At 64.0% G+C, this 18,111-nt stretch carries 20 protein-coding genes and 1 pseudogene; 6 read left to right on the top strand and 15 right to left on the bottom strand.

What is annotated here, in order from left to right:
• The first annotated feature begins 93 nt into the window (after positions 1–93).
• From RAN89_RS16605 to RAN89_RS16595, 3 genes are read left to right on the top strand one after another with little or no spacing between them, the layout of a single operon-like run.
• Positions 94–1,494, top strand: a complete 1,401-nt coding sequence (locus tag RAN89_RS16605) for a phosphomannomutase/phosphoglucomutase (RefSeq protein WP_313867334.1) — start codon at positions 94–96, stop codon at positions 1,492–1,494.
• Entirely contained in the window at positions 1,491–2,546 is a 1,056-nt protein-coding gene (waaC, locus tag RAN89_RS16600) for a lipopolysaccharide heptosyltransferase I (RefSeq protein WP_313867333.1), read from the top strand. The genes RAN89_RS16605 and waaC overlap by 4 nt, the downstream gene beginning before the upstream one ends.
• Before the next feature lie 16 nt (positions 2,547–2,562).
• Positions 2,563–3,927, top strand: a complete 1,365-nt coding sequence (locus RAN89_RS16595; RefSeq protein ID WP_313867332.1) for a 3-deoxy-D-manno-octulosonic acid transferase — start codon at positions 2,563–2,565, stop codon at positions 3,925–3,927.
• On the opposite strand, the gene RAN89_RS16590 is transcribed toward RAN89_RS16595, so the two are convergent.
• The 12 genes and pseudogenes from RAN89_RS16590 to phnG form a co-directional block, all read right to left on the bottom strand.
• Positions 3,908–4,459 (bottom strand): phosphonate degradation HD-domain oxygenase, encoded by a 552-nt coding sequence (locus RAN89_RS16590; protein WP_313867331.1) that lies wholly within the window; start codon positions 4,457–4,459, stop codon positions 3,908–3,910. The genes RAN89_RS16595 and RAN89_RS16590 overlap by 20 nt on opposite strands.
• Positions 4,460–4,469: 10 nt before the next feature.
• A pseudogene (phnE, locus tag RAN89_RS16585) lies at positions 4,470–5,287 on the bottom strand (phosphonate ABC transporter, permease protein PhnE).
• The gene (gene phnD, locus RAN89_RS16580) at positions 5,287–6,240 is read right to left on the bottom strand and encodes a phosphonate ABC transporter substrate-binding protein (protein ID WP_313867330.1); all 954 of its coding nucleotides are present in this window, start codon (positions 6,238–6,240) and stop codon (positions 5,287–5,289) included. Before phnD ends, phnE begins: the two are co-directional and overlap by 1 nt.
• Positions 6,241–6,271: 31 nt before the next feature.
• The gene (phnC, locus tag RAN89_RS16575) at positions 6,272–7,126 is read right to left on the bottom strand and encodes a phosphonate ABC transporter ATP-binding protein (RefSeq protein ID WP_087494697.1); all 855 of its coding nucleotides are present in this window, start codon (positions 7,124–7,126) and stop codon (positions 6,272–6,274) included.
• A 94-nt stretch (positions 7,127–7,220) separates the two neighbouring features.
• Positions 7,221–8,378 (bottom strand): alpha-D-ribose 1-methylphosphonate 5-triphosphate diphosphatase, encoded by a 1,158-nt coding sequence (locus tag RAN89_RS16570; protein WP_313867329.1) that lies wholly within the window; start codon positions 8,376–8,378, stop codon positions 7,221–7,223.
• A complete protein-coding gene (gene phnL / locus RAN89_RS16565; protein WP_313867328.1) occupies positions 8,375–9,094 on the bottom strand; it encodes a phosphonate C-P lyase system protein PhnL in 720 nt (239 codons plus the stop codon). Before phnL ends, RAN89_RS16570 begins: the two co-directional genes overlap by 4 nt.
• A complete protein-coding gene (phnK, locus tag RAN89_RS16560) occupies positions 9,091–9,876 on the bottom strand; it encodes a phosphonate C-P lyase system protein PhnK (protein ID WP_313867327.1) in 786 nt (261 codons plus the stop codon). Before phnK ends, phnL begins: the two co-directional genes overlap by 4 nt.
• Before the next feature lies 1 nt (position 9,877).
• Complete coding sequence (locus RAN89_RS16555; protein ID WP_313867326.1) at positions 9,878–10,321, bottom strand: GNAT family N-acetyltransferase; 444 nt, start codon at positions 10,319–10,321, stop codon at positions 9,878–9,880.
• Positions 10,318–11,235, bottom strand: a complete 918-nt coding sequence (locus tag RAN89_RS16550) for an alpha-D-ribose 1-methylphosphonate 5-phosphate C-P-lyase PhnJ (protein WP_313867325.1) — start codon at positions 11,233–11,235, stop codon at positions 10,318–10,320. Before RAN89_RS16550 ends, RAN89_RS16555 begins: the two co-directional genes overlap by 4 nt.
• Positions 11,232–12,326, bottom strand: a complete 1,095-nt coding sequence (locus RAN89_RS16545) for a carbon-phosphorus lyase complex subunit (protein WP_313867324.1) — start codon at positions 12,324–12,326, stop codon at positions 11,232–11,234. The genes RAN89_RS16550 and RAN89_RS16545 overlap by 4 nt, the downstream gene beginning before the upstream one ends.
• 2 nt (positions 12,327–12,328) lie before the next feature.
• On the bottom strand, positions 12,329–12,952 hold the full coding sequence (gene phnH / locus RAN89_RS16540) for a phosphonate C-P lyase system protein PhnH (protein WP_313867323.1): 624 nt from the start codon (positions 12,950–12,952) through the stop codon (positions 12,329–12,331).
• A complete protein-coding gene (gene phnG / locus RAN89_RS16535; RefSeq protein ID WP_313867322.1) occupies positions 12,949–13,464 on the bottom strand; it encodes a phosphonate C-P lyase system protein PhnG in 516 nt (171 codons plus the stop codon). Before phnG ends, phnH begins: the two co-directional genes overlap by 4 nt.
• Before the next feature lie 75 nt (positions 13,465–13,539).
• On the opposite strand from phnG, the gene phnF reads away from it, so the two are divergent.
• Genes phnF through RAN89_RS16520 form a run of 3 tightly spaced genes read left to right on the top strand, consistent with a single transcriptional unit; the run spans position 13,540 to position 15,573 of the window.
• Positions 13,540–14,292, top strand: coding sequence for a phosphonate metabolism transcriptional regulator PhnF (gene phnF, locus RAN89_RS16530; RefSeq protein WP_313867321.1), 753 nt, complete (start codon positions 13,540–13,542; stop codon positions 14,290–14,292).
• Positions 14,285–14,992, top strand: a complete 708-nt coding sequence (locus RAN89_RS16525; protein ID WP_313867320.1) for a DUF1045 domain-containing protein — start codon at positions 14,285–14,287, stop codon at positions 14,990–14,992. Before phnF ends, RAN89_RS16525 begins: the two co-directional genes overlap by 8 nt.
• A complete protein-coding gene (locus RAN89_RS16520; RefSeq protein WP_313867319.1) occupies positions 14,989–15,573 on the top strand; it encodes a ribose 1,5-bisphosphate phosphokinase PhnN in 585 nt (194 codons plus the stop codon). The genes RAN89_RS16525 and RAN89_RS16520 overlap by 4 nt, the downstream gene beginning before the upstream one ends.
• 87 nt (positions 15,574–15,660) lie before the next feature.
• Here RAN89_RS16520 and RAN89_RS16515 read toward each other — a convergent pair whose 3' ends face one another.
• The 3 genes from RAN89_RS16515 to RAN89_RS16505 form a co-directional block, all read right to left on the bottom strand.
• On the bottom strand, positions 15,661–16,995 hold the full coding sequence (locus RAN89_RS16515) for a TolC family outer membrane protein (protein ID WP_313867318.1): 1,335 nt from the start codon (positions 16,993–16,995) through the stop codon (positions 15,661–15,663).
• Positions 16,996–17,056: 61 nt separating this feature from the next.
• The gene (locus RAN89_RS16510; protein WP_313867317.1) at positions 17,057–17,398 is read right to left on the bottom strand and encodes a rhodanese-like domain-containing protein; all 342 of its coding nucleotides are present in this window, start codon (positions 17,396–17,398) and stop codon (positions 17,057–17,059) included.
• 21 nt (positions 17,399–17,419) lie between these two features.
• The gene (locus RAN89_RS16505) at positions 17,420–18,073 is read right to left on the bottom strand and encodes a protein-L-isoaspartate O-methyltransferase family protein (protein ID WP_313867316.1); all 654 of its coding nucleotides are present in this window, start codon (positions 18,071–18,073) and stop codon (positions 17,420–17,422) included.
• Positions 18,074–18,111 lie beyond the last annotated feature (38 nt).

Here is an 18,111-nt window from a genome sequence, read left to right as displayed (position 1 = left end):
CCAAAGTAGCCATTTCCGGACATGTGCCTGCCGCCTACAATCCAGCCCACCCGCCAGAGGGCGGTGTTGGCTTTTTCCCTAACCTTGCGCTGCATGCACCTGTCCCCCCGAATTTTCAAAGCCTACGACATCCGCGGTACCGTGCCTTCCACGCTGTCGCCGGAGGTGGCGCATTTGCTGGGCCGTGCCTTCGGTGCGCTGGTGCGCGAGCAGGGTGGCGGTGCGGTGGCGGTGGGCCGCGATGGGCGCTTGAGCAGCCCTGCTTTGGCAGAGGCTCTGATTTCTGGCCTGTCAGTGGCAGGCATGCAGGTCATTGACATCGGCCTGAGCACCACGCCCCAGCTGTATTTCGCGACTCACACCCTGTGCCCGCACGGCATCCAGGTGACCGGCAGCCACAACCCCAAGGACGACAACGGCTTCAAGATGGTGCTGCACCGCCAGGCCTTGTATGGCGACGCGGTGCAGGACGTGCGCCAACGCATGGAGGCGCTGCTGGCGAGCGCGCTGGACAGTGAGACAGCCTTGCCCGCAGAGCCTCTGCAGACGACCGATGTGCTGCCCTCGTACCTTGAACGCATAGTCCAAGACATTCAACTGGCCCGCCCCATGAAGGTGGTGCTGGACAGTGGCAACGGCGTGGCCGGCGCCAGCGCGCCTGCGGTGCTGCGCGCTATTGGCTGCGAGGTGCAGGAACTGCACAGCGCGGTGGACGGGCATTTTCCTCACCACCACCCTGACCCCAGCCGCCCCGAGAACCTGACGGACCTGGTGCGCGCTTTGCGCGAGGGCGATGCCGAGCTGGGCTTGGCCTTGGATGGCGATGGCGACCGCGTGGCCGTGGTCACTCGCGATGGAACAACCATCCATACCGACCGGCAGCTGATGCTGCTCGCCCCCGATGTGCTGACGCGCCACCCCGGTGCGGCAGTCGTGTTCGATGCCAAATGCAGCCAAGGCCTGGCGCCTGTGATTGAAGCCGCTGGCGGCGTGCCGGTGATGGACCGCACCGGCCACTCGCTGATCAAAGCCAAGATGCGCACCTTGAATTCGCCCCTGGGCGGCGAGATCAGCGGCCACCTGTTTTTTGGCGACCGCTGGTTCGGCTTTGATGACGGTACTTATGCCGCTTGTCGCTTGCTGGAAATCTTGAGCCGCAGTGCAGACGCCAACGCCGTGCTGCACGCGCTGCCGGACAGCCACATCACCCCCGAGCTGCACATCGCCTGCCGGGAGGGCGAAGCCCATGCGCTGGTGGAGCAGATACTGGCCACACTCACATTGGATGCAGATGCCCGCCTCCATACCGTGGACGGCCTGCGCGTGGACTGGCCCGATGGTTTCGGCCTGCTGCGCGCATCCAACACCACCCCGGTGCTGGTGATGCGCTGCGAAGGCCGCACGCCCGAAGCACTGGCCCGCATTCAGACGCTGCTGATGGAATGGGTGCGACGCATCCAGCCTCATGCCGCATTGGTGGAGGCTTCGCATTGAAAGCGCCGCACAAGATTTTGATCGTCAAGCTCTCGTCCCTGGGCGATGTGGTGCACACCATGCCCGCAGTGCAAGACCTGAGGGCGGCATTTCCCCATGCCCGCATCGACTGGGTGGTGGAGCGCGGCTTTGCGCCCTTGGCGGCGCGCTGCGAAGGCGTGGCGCGTGTGATTCCGTGCGATATCCGCGCTTGGAGCAAAAGGCCATTGGCCGCTGCGACCCGCGCCGCCTGGCGCACCTTCAAGGCCGACCTGCAGCAAGACGCCTATGACGCAGTCATTGACCTGCAGGGTCTGAGCAAATCCGCACTGGTGGCCTGGCTGGCTCGCACTACGCCGGACGGGCGCCGCTATGCCATGGCCAACCAGACTGAAGGCTCGGGCTACGAGGCGCCCACGCGCTGGGTGGCAGACACGGCCATTGCGCTGGAAGCCCATGTGCATGCAGTGGAGCGCGGCCGCTTGCTGTGTGCCAAGGCGCTGGGCTACACACCCGCGGATGCACTGCGTTTCGGGCTGGTAGGCCAATCCAAGGCCCTGAGCGCGCCGCTGCCCAAACACCTGGGTCATGCCGACAATCCCTTCGTGCCCCGCAAGCCGCTGGTGGCGCTGGTGCACGGCACCTCGCGGGTTGACAAGGAGTGGCCGCTGGAGCACTGGATTGCATTGGGCCGCCGATTGAATGATGCCGGCTTTGGTGTGGCCTTGCCCCACGCGGGCGCCCGCGAGCTGGCCACCAGCCAGGCCATTGCAGCCGGGCTCGACGAGGCCTGGGTGCTGCCCGCCGTGGGGCTGGATGTGCTGACCGACACCTTGGCCCACTGCGCGGGCGTGGTGGGTGTGGATAGCGGGGTGAGCCATATCGCTGTGGCGCTGGACTTGCCCCACGTGCAGATTTACAACTTTGATACCGCTTGGCGTACCGGTCCGGCGGCGCTGGATGCACGCGGCAAGCCCGCGCGGCAATGCAGCGTGTACGCAGAGCCCTGCCCCGACGTGGAGTCCGTGTGGTCGGCCTGGGAGGCGCTGGCGACACCGGTGCTCAGCCGCTAAATCAGCGCGAACAACCATGATCACGCGTGCCCTCTATTCCCTGTTGACCTATGCCGCCCAACCATGGGTGCGGCGCAAACTGGCCCGCCGTGCCCAGGTAGAGCCGCTGTATGGCCAATGGATTGAAGAGCGCTTTGGCCATTACGCCGATGCGGTTGACCTTGCCTCTTGGCCAGCAGGCGGCGCAAGTGGTGCACCAGTGGTCTGGCTGCACGCAGTGTCGCTGGGCGAAACCCGCGCTGCTGCGGTGTTGCTGGCCCGTTTGCGCGAAGCTTTGCCCGGCATGCGCCTGGTGCTCACCCACGGCACCGCGACGGGTCGTGAGGCCGGCAAGGCCTTGCTGCAGCCGGGTGACGTGCAGGTCTGGCAGCCCTGGGACACGCCTGCGGCGGTGGGCCACTTTTTGGCGCGGTTCCGGCCCGATGTCGGCTTGCTGATGGAGACCGAGGTCTGGCCCAATTTGGTGGCCGGCTGTGCACAGCGCGGCGTGCCCCTGTGTTTGGTCAACGCCCGCATGAGCGACAAAACCTACCAAGAGTCTTTGCGCCTGCGTTGGCTGGCCGGCCCTGCGTATCGTGGCCTACATGCGGTGTGGGCCCAGAGCGAAGCGGATGCGCAGCGCCTTAGCTCCTTGGGTGCGACTGTGCAGGGTGTGCTGGGTAATTTCAAGTTCGACGCTACGCCCGATGCCGCGCTGCTGGCCCAAGGCCGCGCCTGGCGCGCTGGCGCGGGTCGCCCGGTGCTGATGTTTGCCAGCTCACGGGAAGGCGAAGAGCAGATGTTGCTCGATGTCTTGAAGGAAAAATGGCCCCTGGCGCCCGCAGAATATGCGCGAGCAGCTCCTGAAACCATAGCAAATCAATCAGGCCAAAGAACCGGCTTGCCGTTCCAGCTGCTGGTGGTACCCCGCCATCCGCAGCGTTTCGCAGAGGTCGCGCAGCTGTTTGCCGATGCCGGCTACACCGTGGCCCGCCGCAGCCAATGGGGCGAAGCGCCAGAGACAGCGGACGTGTGGGTGGGCGACTCGCTGGGCGAAATGGCGCTCTACTTCGGCATGGCCCATGTGGCTTTGCTGGGCGGCAGCTTTGCACCACTGGGCGGGCAGAACCTGATCGAGGCGGCGGCCTGCGGTGTGCCGGTTTTCATGGGCCCGCACCTTTTCAATTTCACCGAAGCCTCCACGCTGGCTGCCAAGGCAGGCGCCGCGCTGCGGTGCGAAGACATCGCCCACGCAGTGGCTGAAGCAGCGGCGACGGCGGGGGATACCGCCCGCTTGCAAGGCATGCAGGACGCCGCCTTGGGTTTGGGGGCTGCGCACCGGGGCGCGGCAGAGAAAACGGCCACCGAAGTGGCCGCTGTGCTTACGCGCACACGGCGCTGAGCTTCTCCGCGAAGTACTTGAAGTCCGGGGTCGCTTTGCCGGGCACCTTGGCCTGGTCGTCATAGCGGCGCAGGCGCACCGCCTCTTCGGCAAAGGGTTGGGCGATAAAGCTTTGCAACTCCGCTTCGCTGAACGGGCCACCTTGGAGTTCCAGGCTGCGCTGGGAGCCTTTGGAGAGTGCAGCCCAGTAGCTGGGCTCGGTGGCGCACAGGTAGCGTTTGGCATCCACATGCAGGCGTATGGGCTCCAGCACGGCATCGGGCAACAGGGCACGCAAAAACGGCAGCGCCACGTACTGATGCAGGTCGTCCTTTTCTTGGGTGTCGTCCATGACGCCGTCACGCTCGGCTGCTATCACGTGGCCGATGTCGTGCAGTAGCGCGGCGACTACGGTTTCATCACTCTCGCCGGCTTGCTCCGCCAGCAGGGCGCATTGCAGGGCGTGCTCCATCTGGTTCACAGGCTCGCGGCCGTATTGGCTGCCCGCACGCTTGTCAAACAAGGCGGCGATGTCTTCCATGTCCAATGCCATATCAGTCTCCTCAGACTAGGGCTTTGCGGATACGGGCGGACACCAGATCGATGATGCTGACCGTAGCCACGATGATGATCATGACGGCACAGGTTTCTGCGTACTGGAAGCCGCGGATGATTTCCCACAGCACCACGCCGATGCCGCCGGCCCCCACCATGCCCACCACAGACGCGGAGCGCACATTGCTCTCAAAGCGGTACAGCGTGAAGGAAATCCACAAGGGCATGACTTGCGGAATGACGCCGTAGATGATTTCGTGCAGCGCGGTAGCCCCTGTAGAGCGAATGCCTTCCACCGGTTGGGGGTCTATGGCTTCGACCGCCTCCGAGAACAGTTTGGCCAGTACGCCGCTGGTGTGAATCCACAGCGCCAACACACCGGCAAACGGGCCCAGGCCTACGGCCACCACAAACAGCATCGCAAACACCATCTCATTGATGGCACGGGTGGCGTCCATGAGGCGGCGCATCGGCTGGTAGACCCACCAGGGCACGAGGTTGGCTGAGGCCAACAGCGCCATGGGAATGGCTGTTACTACTGCAAGGGCAGTGCCCCATAGGGCGATCTGCAAGGTGACCAACATTTCTTGCACGTAGTTGCGCCAGTCACCGAACTTTGGGGGAAAAAGTCTGCCAAGTAAGTGGCCATGTTGCCGGAGTCGCGGACCAGGTCGGCGGGACGCATGTCTGCGCCCTTCCACGAGATGGCGAGCAGGGCCAGCAACAAGGCCCAAGAGAGGTGCCACCCCAGACCTTGCTTCGAGGCAGCGGCGCCGACCGTAGCGGGCAGGCGGGGCGTCACAGTGGGGGCCGGGGTGGTGGACATCACTTCAGCTCAGCGAGTTTCTTGTCCAGCTCAGCCAGTTGGCGCTTCTTGTCGTCTTCAGCCAGGGTGGTGTCTGCTTCCACCTTGGTGCGCTTGCTGAACATGTCGAGCTGGCGGATCGGCAGCAACTGGCTGTTGTTGGATTCCTTGAACGTGGACCAGTTCAACTTGGCCATGACTTCGCGTTCCGCAGGGTTGGTTTTGCCGTAGCTGGTGAAGAAGGCCTTGAGCTTGGCCTTGGTGGCGTCCGGCAGGTCCTTGCGCCACACCAAGGGGTCGGAGGCAATCAGGGGCGAGGTCCAGACAATGCGCAGCTCCTTGACCTTTTCAGGCATGGTTTTTTCGAGCTTGGCCAGGGTTTCACTGTTGTTGGTGGCCACGTCCACTTGCTTGTTGGCTACAGCCATGGCGTTGGTTTCGTGGTTGGCAGAGCGGGCGACCTTGAAGGCGCTCTTGGTGTCCACATTGTTCTTGGCGAACACGTAGTAACCGGGCACCAGGAAGCCGGAGGTGGAGTTCGGGTCACCGTTGCCGAAGTTCAGGTTCTTGGCGTTCTTGAGCACGTCGTCCACCGACTTGAGGGCGCTGTCGCGGTGCACGATCAGGTGGGAGTAGTAGCCTTCGGTGCCGTCGATGTTGACGACTTTGGCAAACACTTCACCGTTGGCACGGTCCACCGCTTCCATGGCGGACTTGTTGCCGAACCAGGCGAACTGCACTTTGTTAAAGCGCATGCCTTCGATCACGCCGGCATAGTCCGGGGCAAAAAATGCATTGACCTTGAGGCCGGTTTGCTGGGTCAGTGCGTCCAGCACCGGTTGCCATTGCTGCTTGAGCTGTTGGGACGATTCGGTCGAGATGATGCCGAAGTTCAATTCCTGTGCACCGGCTGCGGGTGCCAGCAGGCCGAGGCTGATGGCGGCGACCGAGGTCGCCCAGATTTTTTTCAACATGGAAAGCTCCTGAAAAGGTTGGCAGGGAAGGTCAAGCGGTCTGCGCCACCGGGCTGCCCCAAGGGGCAGACGGCACGAGTACCGGGGAAGTGGCAGGACGTTGCGCATCCGCCAGAATTTCGTCGGCCTGCACGCCATAGAGTTCGCGCAGCAGGTCGGGGGTGAGGGCACTGGCGGGGCCGTCATAGACCACACAGCCCTGGTTCAGGGCTACCACGCGAGGGCAGTACTTGAGTGCCATATCGACCTGATGCAGCGACACGATCACGGTGCAGCGGTCTTCACGGTTGATACGGGCCAGAATCTCCATCACCTTGCGGGAGGATTCCGGGTCCAGCGAAGCAATCGGCTCGTCCGCGAGCACCACTTTCGCGCCTTGCACCAGCGTGCGGGCAATGGCGGCGCGTTGCTGCTGGCCGCCCGACAAGGTGGAGGCACGCTGCGCGTGGCATTCCGCAATGCCCACGCGTTGCAAGGCTTCTATGGCCTGCGCGCGTTCCTGTTCGGTGAACCAGCGCAGCAGCCCGCGCCACAGTGGCATGCGGTGCAGCAAACCCACCAACACATTGACCTGCACCGGTAGTCGGTCCACCAGGTTGAATTGCTGGAACACAAAGCCGATGCGGGCCCGTACCTGGCGGATGTTGCGGTGCACCCGGCCGCCCTGCTGCACGCAGCAACCATCTACCTCGATCAAGGAGCCCGGCCCCGCGTCCGCCGACACCAAGCCAGCCATGTGGCGCATGAGCGTGGATTTGCCGGACCCTGAAGCACCGATCAAAGCCACCATTTCACCCTGTGCCACGGTGAGGTTGATGTTGTTCAGCGCGTGCTTGCCGTTGGCAAAGTGTTTGTTGAGTTGTTCAATACGGAGTGCGTGGTGCATGGCTTCTCCTCAATTTGTCTAGACAGATTCAGTGTCCGGCGGTGGGGTGACGTTTTGATGAAACTTCAGGGAAATTTGTATGACGCAAGGCGCCCTACAGCACTCGCCGGCCTTCACGCCAGACGGCGCGCACTACGGGGTGTTCCTGCCCGCCCGGCAAGGTCGCCATGCGCACCTGGATCAGGTCCGCACGCAAGCCCGCAGCGATAGCTCCCCGGTCGCTCAGGCCTGTGACCAGGGCCGGCGTACGGCTGACGGTGGCCACGGCTTGTGGCAGCGTCATCAGGCCATCGCGCACCAGGCGCATCGCCCCGCTGAGCATGCTGCCCGGCACATAGTCGGACGACAAAATGTCCAGCAGCCCCAGCTTGGCCAGTTCTGCGGCGGCCACGTTGCCGGAGTGGGAGCCACCGCGCACCACATTGGGCCCGCCCATGACCGTGCGCAAGCCGCGCGCACGTGCTTCCCGGGCTGCCGCCACGGTAGTGGGGAACTCCGACATGCTGGCGCCCTCGGCATGGGCCTGCTCCACGTGTGCCACGGTGGTGTCATCGTGGCTGGCCAGCGCAATGCCGTTGCTGCGGCAGTAGTCCACAAAGTAGGCGCGATGCGGCTCGGCGTATCGCGCCTGAAGCTCGTTGGCCTGCGCGACTTGCTGCTCAAACTTCTGCTGGCTCCAGCCCTTTTTGCCGGTGTAGTAGGTGCGAGCCTGCTCAATGTCTTCCCACTGCCGCTGGCCCGGTGTGTGGTCCATGAGCGAGATCAGGGACAGGCGCGGGTGACCCAGAAACGGCGCAAAGAGTTCAATGGTGTTGGGGGCTGGAAGTTCGCAGCGCACATGCAAGTGGTGGTCTGCCCGCAATAGGCCCTGCGCATGGCAGGCGTCCAGCGTTTGGAGCACACCGCCCCAGGCGCTAGCGCGCAGGCTTTCCGTGTCGGCCTCGCCCACGCCCAGAGCATCGAACACGGTAGTAATGCCGGCGGCGGCCACTTCGGCGTCATGTGCCATGAGCGCCGGCAGTTCCGCCCAATAGACTTTGGGCCGTGGCATCAGGTGGCGTTCGAAGTTGTCGGTATGCATTTCCACCAGACCGGGCAGTAGGTAGTCCCCCTCCAGATCGATGGCATCAGTTGCTTGCGATTGACCAGGTTGAACTTCAGCAATATGGCCGTCCTGTGCCAGTAGGCTGCCGTTCAGCACTTCATCGGCAAGCACCAGACGTGCGTTGGTAAACAGCTGTGCAGTAATCATGCGGCCAGACTCCTGAACTTGGTGACGTCGATATGGCGGGTGGCTACAGTGCGGCCTACCTCGGCATCGTGAAATATTCCTACCACCGCAGCGCCACGGGCAATGGCCTCGCGGATCAGGGTGATAACGGTGTCGGTATTGGCCGCATCCAGCGACGCAGTGGGTTCGTCCAGCAGCAGCAAAGGCCTCGGTTTGATCATGTTGCGGGCGATGTTGATGCGCTGCTGCTCCCCGCCGGAAAAGGTTGCCGGAGGCAGGTGCCACAGCCGTTCAGGAATACGCAGGCGGGTCAGCCAGCGGCCAGACTCTTCCCGCGCAGCCGCCACCGCTTGCGGGTCGTTGGCGCTGTCCTCCAGCAGGGACTCGGCCACCACATCGATGGCGGCCACGCGTGGGATCACGCGGAGGAACTGGCTCACGTAGCCTATGGTCTCCTTGCGCATGCGCACCAGCTCACGCGGTGTGGCGCTGGTCATGTCGATGGTGTGGCCATGGGCGTTGGTCACGGCAATGTGGCCGGTGCTGGCGCGGTAGTTGGCGTAGATCATTTTCAGCAGCGTGCTTTTGCCCATGCCCGAGGGGCCGTCCAGCACCACGCATTCGCCAGCATGCACCGCAAAACTGGCGTCCGACATGACCGCCAGCTCCGCGCCGGATTGGTGGTGCAGGGTAAAGCGCTTGGCCACCCCCTGGAGTTGCAACAAGGGTGTGCTCATGGCTGTAGTACCGAGGAAACGAGAAGTTGGGTGTAAGGGTGCTGGGGGTCGTCCAGCAGCTGGTCGGTCAGGCCGGACTCCACCACTCGGCCACGCTGCATCACCATCATGCGGTGGGCCAGCAGGCGGGCCACGGCCAAGTCGTGCGTCACGATGATGGCGGCGAGCTGCATGCCCTGGGTGAGCTGGCGCAGCATGTCCAGCAGGCGAGCCTGCACCGACACGTCCAGTCCGGAGGTCGGCTCATCCATAAACACGAGGCGCGGTTCAGTGACCAGGTTGCGGGCGATCTGCAAGCGCTGGCGCATGCCGCCCGAGAATGTGCGGGGCGTGTCGTCCATGCGGGCAGGGTCAATCTCGACACGGCTCAGCCACTGCGCAGCAGTCGCACGCAGGTGCGCATAGTTGCGCTCCCCCAGGCCCATGAGGCGCTCGCCCACATTGGCACCGGCCGACACATCCATGCGCAAACCGTCAGCGGCGTTCTGGTGCACAAAGCCCCAGTCGGTGCGGGCCAGCAGGCGCTGCTGCGCCTCGGTCATCAAGAACACTTCCTGCAGGCCCGCTTCACGGGTGCAGTACTGCACGCTGCCGGCGTCCGGCTTGGCGCGGGCGGCAATGGCGTTGAGCAGGGTGGATTTGCCCGAGCCGGATTCGCCCACCACGGCCAGCACCTCGCCGGGCCAGAGGTCAAACGACACATCGTGCAAGGCCACGCGGTCGCCATAGCGCTTGCTGATGCCGCGCACCTGCAGTAAGGGGGTAGAGGGGTCGGTGTGCATGTCAGGGCTCCATCACAAAGCTCAGGCCGTGCTGTTGAAAGCCCAGCGATTCGTAAAAGGCATGCGCGTCCTTGCGCTTGCGGTTGGAAGACAGGGCCAGCTTGTAGCAACCGGCCTCTTTGGCCCGTTGCAGGGCATGGGCCATCATTTGGCGACCTATGCCCTGACCCTGGTAGGCTCTATCGACCACCACGTCTTCGGCAATGGCGGAAGGCGCGCCCCGATGCGCCAGGTTGTGCATGACCAGCAGCGCATAAGTGCCCACTACCCTGTCGTCCCGCAGAGCGACGAACAGGCGGTAGTTCGGGTAGCGCGCAAACTGCGCGAACACGGCGCGGGCCTCGTGCTCACTCAACACATGCCCGTTGTCCAGGTCCGGCTGGGCATACAGGGCCAGCACGCTCGGCAAATCGGCTTCGATAGCCTGGCGGATGTGGGCGCTCATGCGGCCTCTCCCGATGGCGCCTGCTCTGTTTGCGCAGCCTGGCGGGATTGGCAGTAGTCCGAGTCCGAGCACACGTGCATGCGGGCACCGGCGTCGTCGGTGATCACTTCATCCAAGAAGCTGTCGGTCGCACCACACAAAGCGCAGGCGCTGTCCCACTTCTGCACTTCAAAAGGGTGGTCTTCGAAACCCAAGCTCTCTACCGCGGTGTAGGGGGGCACAGCGTAGATGCGCTTTTCGCGGCCTGCGCCAAAGAGCTGCAAGGCCGGGTTCATGTGCATCTTGGGGTTGTCGAACTTGGGGATGGGCGAGGGTGCCATCAGGTAGCGGTGGTTCACCATGACCGGATAGTCATAGGTGGTGGCAATGTGGCCGTAGCGCGCAATGTCTTCGTAGAGCTTCACATGCATGAGGCCGTATTCCGCCAGCGCATGCAGGGTGCGCGTCTCGGTTTCGCGTGGCTCCAGCCGCTGCAGCGGCTCGGGCACCGGCACCTGGTACACGATGATCTGGCCTTCGGTGAGCGGCGTCTCGGGGATGCGATGGCGGGTCTGGATCAGCGTGGCCTCTGCGGTGCGGGTGGTGGTTCGCACGCCGGCCGTGCGCTGAAAGAAGCGGCGGATGTTGACCGCGTTGACGGTGTCGTCCGAGCCCTGGTCAATGATCTTGAGGACTTCATCCGGGCCGATGACTGCAGCGGTAACTTGTATGCCGCCGGTCCCCCAGCCATAGGGCAAGGGCATTTCGCGGGAACCGAAGGGCACCTGGTAGCCGGGGATGGCTACCGCCTTCAGGATGGTGCGGCGGATCATGCGTTTGGTGCGCTCATCCAGGTACGCGAAGTTGAAGTGCTGTTGCACCTCGTCCGCAGTGTGGCCGGTATCCGGCAGGGTGGTTTCCAGACGGGCGTTCATGGGGTCGTGTCCTCCACAGCGGCGGCGCGCATTTTGCGGATCAGCTCCAGCTCGGACTGGAAGTCCACGTAGTGCGGCAATTTCAGGTGTTGCACAAAGCCGGAAGCCTCCAGGCTGTCGCTGTGCGAGAGCACAAATTCCTGCACTTGTGCGGGCGACTCAATGGCCTCGCCCAGCTCATCCGCGCGCAGCGCACGGTCCACCAGGCTCATGGCCATGGCCTTGCGCTCGCAGTGGCCGAAAGCCAGGCCGTAGCCGCGGGTGAACTGCGGTGGCTCCGTTTTGCTACCGGCGAACTGGTTGACCATTTCGCATTCGGTGATTTCGATGTCGCCGATGGAGATGGCAAAGCCCAGCTCTTCCGGCTCAATCTCCACTGCCACGCTGCCCAAGCGCACCTCGCCCACAAAGGGGTGGCTGTGGGCGTAGCCGCGCTGGGTGGAGTACGCCATGGAGAGCAAAAAGCCTTCGTCCGCGCGGGCCAGGTTTTGCAAACGGGTGGCCCGCGCCGCCGGAAAGCGCAGGGGTTCGCGGGTCAGGTCCACGGGTGCGGGGTCGCCGGGTGGAATGGGCCGGGTTTCGATCAGGCCTTCGTCATTGAGCAGATCCACCACACGCGGGGTGACGGCGGCTTGCGTACCCACCACGGGCGCGGATGGCGCGCTGCTCACGGGAGTGCGGCCTTCGGCCAGCAAGGTGAAGTCCAGCAGGCGCTGGGTGTAGTCGTACGTGGGGCCCAGTACCTGTCCGCCGGGCAAGTCTTTGAAGGTGGCCGAGATGCGGCGGTCCAGCTGCATGCGTTCGGTTTTCAAAGGCACGGTGTTGCCCAGGCGGGGGAGCGTGGCGCGGTAAGCGCGCAGCAAAAAGATGGCCTCCACCAGGTCGCCACTGGCTTGCTTGATGGCGAGTGCCGCGAGTTCGGGGTCGTGCACCGAGCCTTCGTTCATCACGCGGTCCACGGCGAGCTTGAGCTGCTCCCGGATTTGCGCAATGCTGAGCTCCGGCAAGGCCGGGTCGCCACGGCGCTGGGCCGCCAGCAGGCCGTAGCTGTTGAGGATGGCGGATTCCCCGCCCTTGACGGCTACGTACATGGTCAGCGCCCTCCCGGAGTTGCAATGCGCGTGGTGCGCGGCAGGCCTGCCAAATGGCTTTCGCTGGCCAGAAACACATCCACTCCACGCGGGAAACGCGCCTGGTTGGCAGCCCATTGGCGGGTGAAGTCAGGGGGCAGGCCCTGCACGCTGAGTGCCTGGGTGCTCTGGATGCCGGGGCCGCTGAGTTCCCACGCACCGTCCGCATGCGCAGAAGTCAGACCTGCTACATCGATCACGCAGGTGGCGGACTGGTCGGGGTAGGCGTCGGAGCCTTGCTCCAGTTCGTGCAAGGCGGGCATGGCATCGCCTTGTGCCACCCACACAAAAGCCGCATCTGCAGCCGATGGCACCACCGTGCAGCCGGTGTGGAATTGCAACCAGAGCGCGGCAGGGCCGGAGGCCAGGCGGGGTGAGAGCCAGACGCGGCAGTCCGAGTCCAGCATGGCGAGCAGAAAGGCGGCTGAGGCCGGGTGGGCGCCTTGTGGCACTTGAGCATCGCTGGGCACTGCGATGCAGCGGCCGGGGTGCGACAAGGCTTGCAGGGCTTGGCGGAACACGGCCTGGCTGCCCAGCGCTTCGTGGCTGAAGCCGGCACCCAGGGTGCTGAGGTCGGGGGTGTTCATTCCTGGTCTCCTTCGTCATCTTCGCCGCCGGATTCACGCGCCACGGTGAAGAACTCCACCTTGGTGCTTTGTGCTTTGGCGTGGCGTTGTGCGCTGTGCAGAGCCAGGTGGCGGCGCACCGGTTGGAGCAACTGGTCGTTCAGCGCGTCGTGGTGGGCAGGGTCTTGCAGCAGGGCATCGGCCGCAGCGGCGAGGTGGGCTTTGCGGCGTGAGCGACCCAGTACATACGCGACGCCCACGGTGTGGCCGGAGGCTGCAGAGGCGGAGGGAAGACGCAGCGCGCAGCGGGTGACGGTGACTTCACCGAGGTTAAAGCGTTCACCAGTAGCGCCTGCACGGCCCTGCACCATGTAAAGCCCGGTTTCGGGCTGACGCAGCCATTGCGGGGCTTGCGCTGCATAAGGGGCGAGGGCGGATTCGAGGAGATCCAGCGGGGCTCTGGACAGCAGCGCCATCCAATCCGGGCGGGTGGTGTGCCGGGGCGGTCCGTCATTGTCAAATGCGTGAAACATCGCAGTGGTACCCTGAAAGTTGTATAGACAAATTTAGAATCTGTCCGCAGCTTATCCAGCGGGTATGTAGGTTTCATGACAAGCATTACTTCCATCGACGCAGCCGTTGAGAGCGGCACCAAAGAGAGCTTCTGGACGCGCATCGCCTCCGACATTGCTGATGCCATCGGACGCGGTGCCTACCGCCCGGGGCAGCGCCTGCCGTCGGAACACGCGCTAGCGGAACAGTTCGGAGTCAACCGGCACACCATCCGCCGTTCGCTGGCGAGCCTGTCCAGCCAAGGGCTGGTGCGCATCGCTCAGGGCAGCGGCACCTACGTGGAAGACTTCGCTGTGGACCTGATGCTGGCCAAGCGCACCCGCCATCAGCAGAACCTGGCACATGCCGGGCTCAAAGGCGGCTTGCAGGTGCTGTCGGTGCACACCGAGCGGGCCACCAAAACACAAGCCACGGCCTTGGCCCTGCCTGCGCGCAGCAAGGTGCTGGTGCTGGAGGTGTTGGGCGAGGCCCAAGGCCTGCCGCTGCATGTGAGTGAACGGGCCTTTCCTTTGCCCCGCTTCGAAGGGTTGGACGCGGTGGTCGCGCAGACGGGCTCCATCACCGCGGCCTTTCAGGCGGCCGGCGTGGCGGACTACACCCGGCAGGAAAGCCGCATCACCGCCCAAATGCCGGAGGCGGACGTAGCCGCCCACTTGCGCCAGCCGGTGAACCGGCCGGTCCTGCGCGTGGAGAGTGTGAACGTAGACACGGCCGGTGCGCCGATTGAATTCGCGCTGACCTGGTTTGCCGGGGACCGCGTCAACCTGATGGTGAACCACCATGACTGAGAGCCACTACCACCGCTATGCGGTGTATTACGCACCCGCCATGGGCAGCGATGCATGGCATGCCGGCAGCCAGTGGCTAGGGCGCTGTGCGCATGATGGGTTGTTGCGGCTGCAATCGGTGGTGGACGGCATGTCCCCTTTGACCCTTGCAGAGCTGACCGCCGCACCGCGCCGCTATGGCTGGCACGCTACCTTGAAAGCGCCTTTCACCTTGGCGGCGGGCGTGAATCTGCAGCAACTGCGTGAGCGCATGGCGCAGTTGGCGGGGAGCTTGAGCGCCATTCCCATGCCCCGCTTGCAGGTGAGCCATCTGGATGACTTTCTGGCACTGACTCCCGTGGGTGACACCACCGGTCTGGACCACATTGCGGCCGCTTGTGTGCGTGAGCTGCATGCCTTGGTAGCCCCGCTGTCGGAGGCCGAGTTGCAGCGCCGCCGCAAAGCGCCGCTGACCGCCGCCGAAGACGCGATGCTGGTGGCTTGGGGTTACCCCTATGTGTTCGAGCACTTCCGGTTTCACATGTCGCTCACCGGGAGCTTGCACGGTCGTGTGCCCCAAGAAGTGCAGGCGTTGCAGACCGCGGCGCAGCGGCATTTCGATGGAAAGACGCCCGACCACATGGACAGCCTGACCTTGTTTGCAGAGCCCCAGCCGGGCGCAGACTTTGTGGTGCTGGACCAGTTCCCGCTGGCGCCATGAGCCCCGTGCTCATCTATGTACTGGGTCCGTCAGGCGCGGGCAAAGACAGCGTGTTGGAGTGGCTGAAAGCGCATCTGCCGCCGAACGCTGGTGTGCATTTTGCCCGGCGTTGCATCACCCGTGCAGCGCACCCGGGTGCAGAGCAGCACGAGCCGATGACCCGCGAAACATTTGCAGCCGCCCGCGATGCTGGCAGCTTCGGACTGTGCTGGTCGGCCAATGGCCTGGACTATGGGGTGCGCCACGCTGAATTGCGGGGCCCACCCGGCACCGGCTGGGTGTTCGTGACAGGCTCACGTGCTTACCTGCCGCAAGCCATTGCCCTTATCCCAGGGCTGGTGGTGTTGCATGTGACTGCGTCTCCGGAAGTGCTGCTGAAACGTCTGGTGGCACGCGGGCGCGAGAGTGCAGCAGATATCCGGGCGCGGCTGGAGCGCGCACCACCTTTGGAGCGCCCAGCGGGTACGACGGTGCTGGAAATCCACAACAACGCGCGCCTGCAGGATGCCGGGCACCAGCTGGAGTTGGCTTTGGGCTTTCTGCCGGGCTGGCCGGTCCGGGCACAAAAAAGCCTCCGCTAGGGAGGCTTGCTATTGTTTGTATAGCTGCTCGCGCATATCCGGCGGGCGCCAGAGGCACTTTTTATATCAAAGTGCCTCCGGGAGTCATCACGGTACCAGTTGGCTATTGATAGGCGCCAGGTCCTCAGCTTTCAGGGTGCCGGCGGCTTGCTTGAGCTTCAATCCACCCACCAGCACGTCGTAACGCGCCTTGGCCAGGGTGGCCTTGGTGCTGTAGAGCTGGCTCTGGCTGTTGAGCACATCGATGTTGATGCGCACACCGACCTGGTAACCCAGCTTGTTGGCGTCCAGCGCGCTCTTGCTGGAGGCCTCGGCAGCCTCATAGGCCTTGACCTGGGCCTGGCCACTTTGCAAACCGAAGTAGGCCGTGCGGATCGCCTGCGCGATGGTGCGGCGGCTGGCTTCCAGATCGGTGCGGGCTTTTTCTTCCAGCGCCAAGGTTTCCTTGATGCGGTTCTGGGTTGCAAAACCGGCGAACACCGGCAGGTTGAAGCTCACACCGACGGTAGCCACGTTCACACGGCTATCGGCAACAGCGGTGGACGTGCCGTTGTTGTTGACTGCGGAATAGCTGCCGGTCAAGTCCAGGGTGGGCTTGTGGCCGGCTTCTGCCTTGGCGGTTTCCAGCTTGGCCACTTCCAGGGCCACCTTCAGCTGCGCCAGTGCCGGGTGCTGGTCTTCAGACTGTTGCACCCAGGCTTCCGGGTCCGCGGGTTCCACCGGTGCCAGCACGATGGGGGCGGCCAGTGGCTTGGGCGATGCATTGCTCACGCCCACCAGCTGGTTCAGGGCGATGGATTTGACGCGCAGGTCGTTCTCAGCGGCCAGTTCCTGGGCGACCACCAGGTCAAAGCGGGCCTGGGCTTCGCGGGTATCGGTGATGGTGGAGGTGCCGACCTCGAAGTTGCGCTTGGCAGAGGCCAGTTGCTCGGCTACTGCAGCCTTTTGGGCTTTGACAAAGGTCAGGCTGTCGGTCGAGGCCAGCACATCAAAGTAGGCCTGGCTCACCCGCACGATCAGATCTTGTTCAGAGGCCAGCAACTGGGCCTTGGCGGCTTCCACGCTCTTCATGCCCTGGTCGTAGCTGGCCTTGTTGGCCGGGCGGTACAGGGGCTGGGAAGCGCTGATAGTGGCCGTTTGTGCGCCGTAGCTGCGGTCCGGGTTGGGCAGGATTTCCTGGTTGGAGCGGCTGGCACCCAATGCAAAGTTGGCGCTGGGAAGCAGCAGGGCCCGGGCCTGCTCGGCTTTGGCCAGATTGGCCTCATACAGGCTCTTGGCGGACTGGTAACTGGCGTCATAGCCACGTGCTGCGGTGTACAGGTCCTGCAGGCTTTGGGCAGACGAGTGGGATGCGGCAAACACGCCGGCCAGGGCCCATGCGAGGGGCAAGAGGCGCAGTCGAGAGTTGGTAGGGCGGTGCATGGATGGCTTTCTCAGTCAGTGTGTCAAAAGGGGATGAATTCGGTGCCTGGTCACGCTGGCGCTAGTAGCGCGGGACATGAACGTCCCGCTCCGCAGACCATGCGTCGATGCCGCCTGCAATGTTGGCCAGGTCTTCAAAGCCGCGGCTTTGTAAAAACAGGGCCACTTGCATGCTGCGCGCGCCGTGGTGGCAGAGGCAGGCAATCGGCCGGTCGGCAGGCAATTCCTGCAAGCGGACCGGAACCACCCCCATGGGAATGCTGAGCACATCGAATCCGTCAGGCACCACGCTGGCCAGGGCCAGTTCGTGGGGCTCACGCACGTCCAGCACCAGGGGCTGGCCGTGGCCTTGCACGCTGGCGTACCAGGCTTCCAGGTCGGTGGGACGGATTTGATGGATCATGCCAATTGCACAGGGAGGGGTTTAAAACTGGAAACGCTCGGGTTCCGCAAAACCTTGCAGGCGCTGGACCATGGTTTCCCAGGTGGCCACGGTGCGGAAGTCGGTCTCGCTGGTGCGGGTGACGATGGTGGCGTTCATGACCGGGTCATCGCCCACGATGGCGCCCAGGCGACCGCCGATGTTGAGGTGTTGCAACAGGTCTTGGGGAATTTGACCGACCGAGCCGCTGAGCAGGATCACGTCGAACTTGCCTTCAGAGGCGGCGAGCTTGGAGCCATCTGCTTCACGCACCGTCACATTGCTCAGGCCTGCTTGTGCGAGGTTGCTGCGGGCAAATGCGGCGAGTTCAGGCACGATTTCCAGCGTCAGCACCTGGCGGGCACGGTGCGCCAACAGGGCAGCCATAAAGCCGGAGCCGGCACCGATTTCGAGCACGGTTTCGTGGGACTTCACCGCGAGGTCTTGCAGCATGCGGGCTTCCAGGCGCGGGGCAAGCATGCACTGGCCGGCAGGCAAAGGAATTTCGAGGTCGGCAAAGGCCAGGCTTTTGTGGGCGGCGGGAACAAACTCGTCACGACGCACGTTGGCCAGCAGGTCCAGAACCTGGAGGTCGAGCACATTCCAGGGGCGGATTTGTTGCTCGATCATGTTGAAACGGGCTTGATTCGGATGCATGGCAAAGTTTCCTTGGGTCACGTTAAACAGGTGTGACA

Source organism: Rhodoferax mekongensis, assembly GCF_032191775.1.
GTDB lineage: Bacteria > Pseudomonadota > Gammaproteobacteria > Burkholderiales > Burkholderiaceae_C > Allorhodoferax > Allorhodoferax mekongensis.
This window is presented reverse-complemented; position numbering and strand designations above follow the sequence as displayed.

Bases quoted from the DNA above. Each gene is read 5' to 3' on its own strand.
- RAN89_RS16605 (WP_313867334.1), top strand. From the start codon at position 94: ATGCACCTGTCCCCCCGAATTTTCAAAGCCTACGACATCCGCGGTACC.
- RAN89_RS16595 (WP_313867332.1), top strand. From the start codon at position 2,563: ATGATCACGCGTGCCCTCTATTCCCTGTTGACCTATGCCGCCCAACCA.
- RAN89_RS16590 (WP_313867331.1), bottom strand. From the start codon at position 4,459: ATGGCATTGGACATGGAAGACATCGCCGCCTTGTTTGACAAGCGTGCG.
- phnD (WP_313867330.1), bottom strand. From the start codon at position 6,240: ATGTTGAAAAAAATCTGGGCGACCTCGGTCGCCGCCATCAGCCTCGGC.
- phnC (WP_087494697.1), bottom strand. From the start codon at position 7,126: ATGCACCACGCACTCCGTATTGAACAACTCAACAAACACTTTGCCAAC.
- RAN89_RS16570 (WP_313867329.1), bottom strand. From the start codon at position 8,378: ATGATTACTGCACAGCTGTTTACCAACGCACGTCTGGTGCTTGCCGAT.
- phnL (WP_313867328.1), bottom strand. From the start codon at position 9,094: ATGAGCACACCCTTGTTGCAACTCCAGGGGGTGGCCAAGCGCTTTACC.
- phnK (WP_313867327.1), bottom strand. From the start codon at position 9,876: ATGCACACCGACCCCTCTACCCCCTTACTGCAGGTGCGCGGCATCAGC.
- RAN89_RS16555 (WP_313867326.1), bottom strand. From the start codon at position 10,321: ATGAGCGCCCACATCCGCCAGGCTATCGAAGCCGATTTGCCGAGCGTG.
- RAN89_RS16550 (WP_313867325.1), bottom strand. From the start codon at position 11,235: ATGAACGCCCGTCTGGAAACCACCCTGCCGGATACCGGCCACACTGCG.
- RAN89_RS16545 (WP_313867324.1), bottom strand. From the start codon at position 12,326: ATGTACGTAGCCGTCAAGGGCGGGGAATCCGCCATCCTCAACAGCTAC.
- phnH (WP_313867323.1), bottom strand. From the start codon at position 12,952: ATGAACACCCCCGACCTCAGCACCCTGGGTGCCGGCTTCAGCCACGAA.
- phnG (WP_313867322.1), bottom strand. From the start codon at position 13,464: ATGTTTCACGCATTTGACAATGACGGACCGCCCCGGCACACCACCCGC.
- phnF (WP_313867321.1), top strand. From the start codon at position 13,540: ATGACAAGCATTACTTCCATCGACGCAGCCGTTGAGAGCGGCACCAAA.
- RAN89_RS16525 (WP_313867320.1), top strand. From the start codon at position 14,285: ATGACTGAGAGCCACTACCACCGCTATGCGGTGTATTACGCACCCGCC.
- RAN89_RS16520 (WP_313867319.1), top strand. From the start codon at position 14,989: ATGAGCCCCGTGCTCATCTATGTACTGGGTCCGTCAGGCGCGGGCAAA.
- RAN89_RS16515 (WP_313867318.1), bottom strand. From the start codon at position 16,995: ATGCACCGCCCTACCAACTCTCGACTGCGCCTCTTGCCCCTCGCATGG.
- RAN89_RS16510 (WP_313867317.1), bottom strand. From the start codon at position 17,398: ATGATCCATCAAATCCGTCCCACCGACCTGGAAGCCTGGTACGCCAGC.
- RAN89_RS16505 (WP_313867316.1), bottom strand. From the start codon at position 18,073: ATGCATCCGAATCAAGCCCGTTTCAACATGATCGAGCAACAAATCCGC.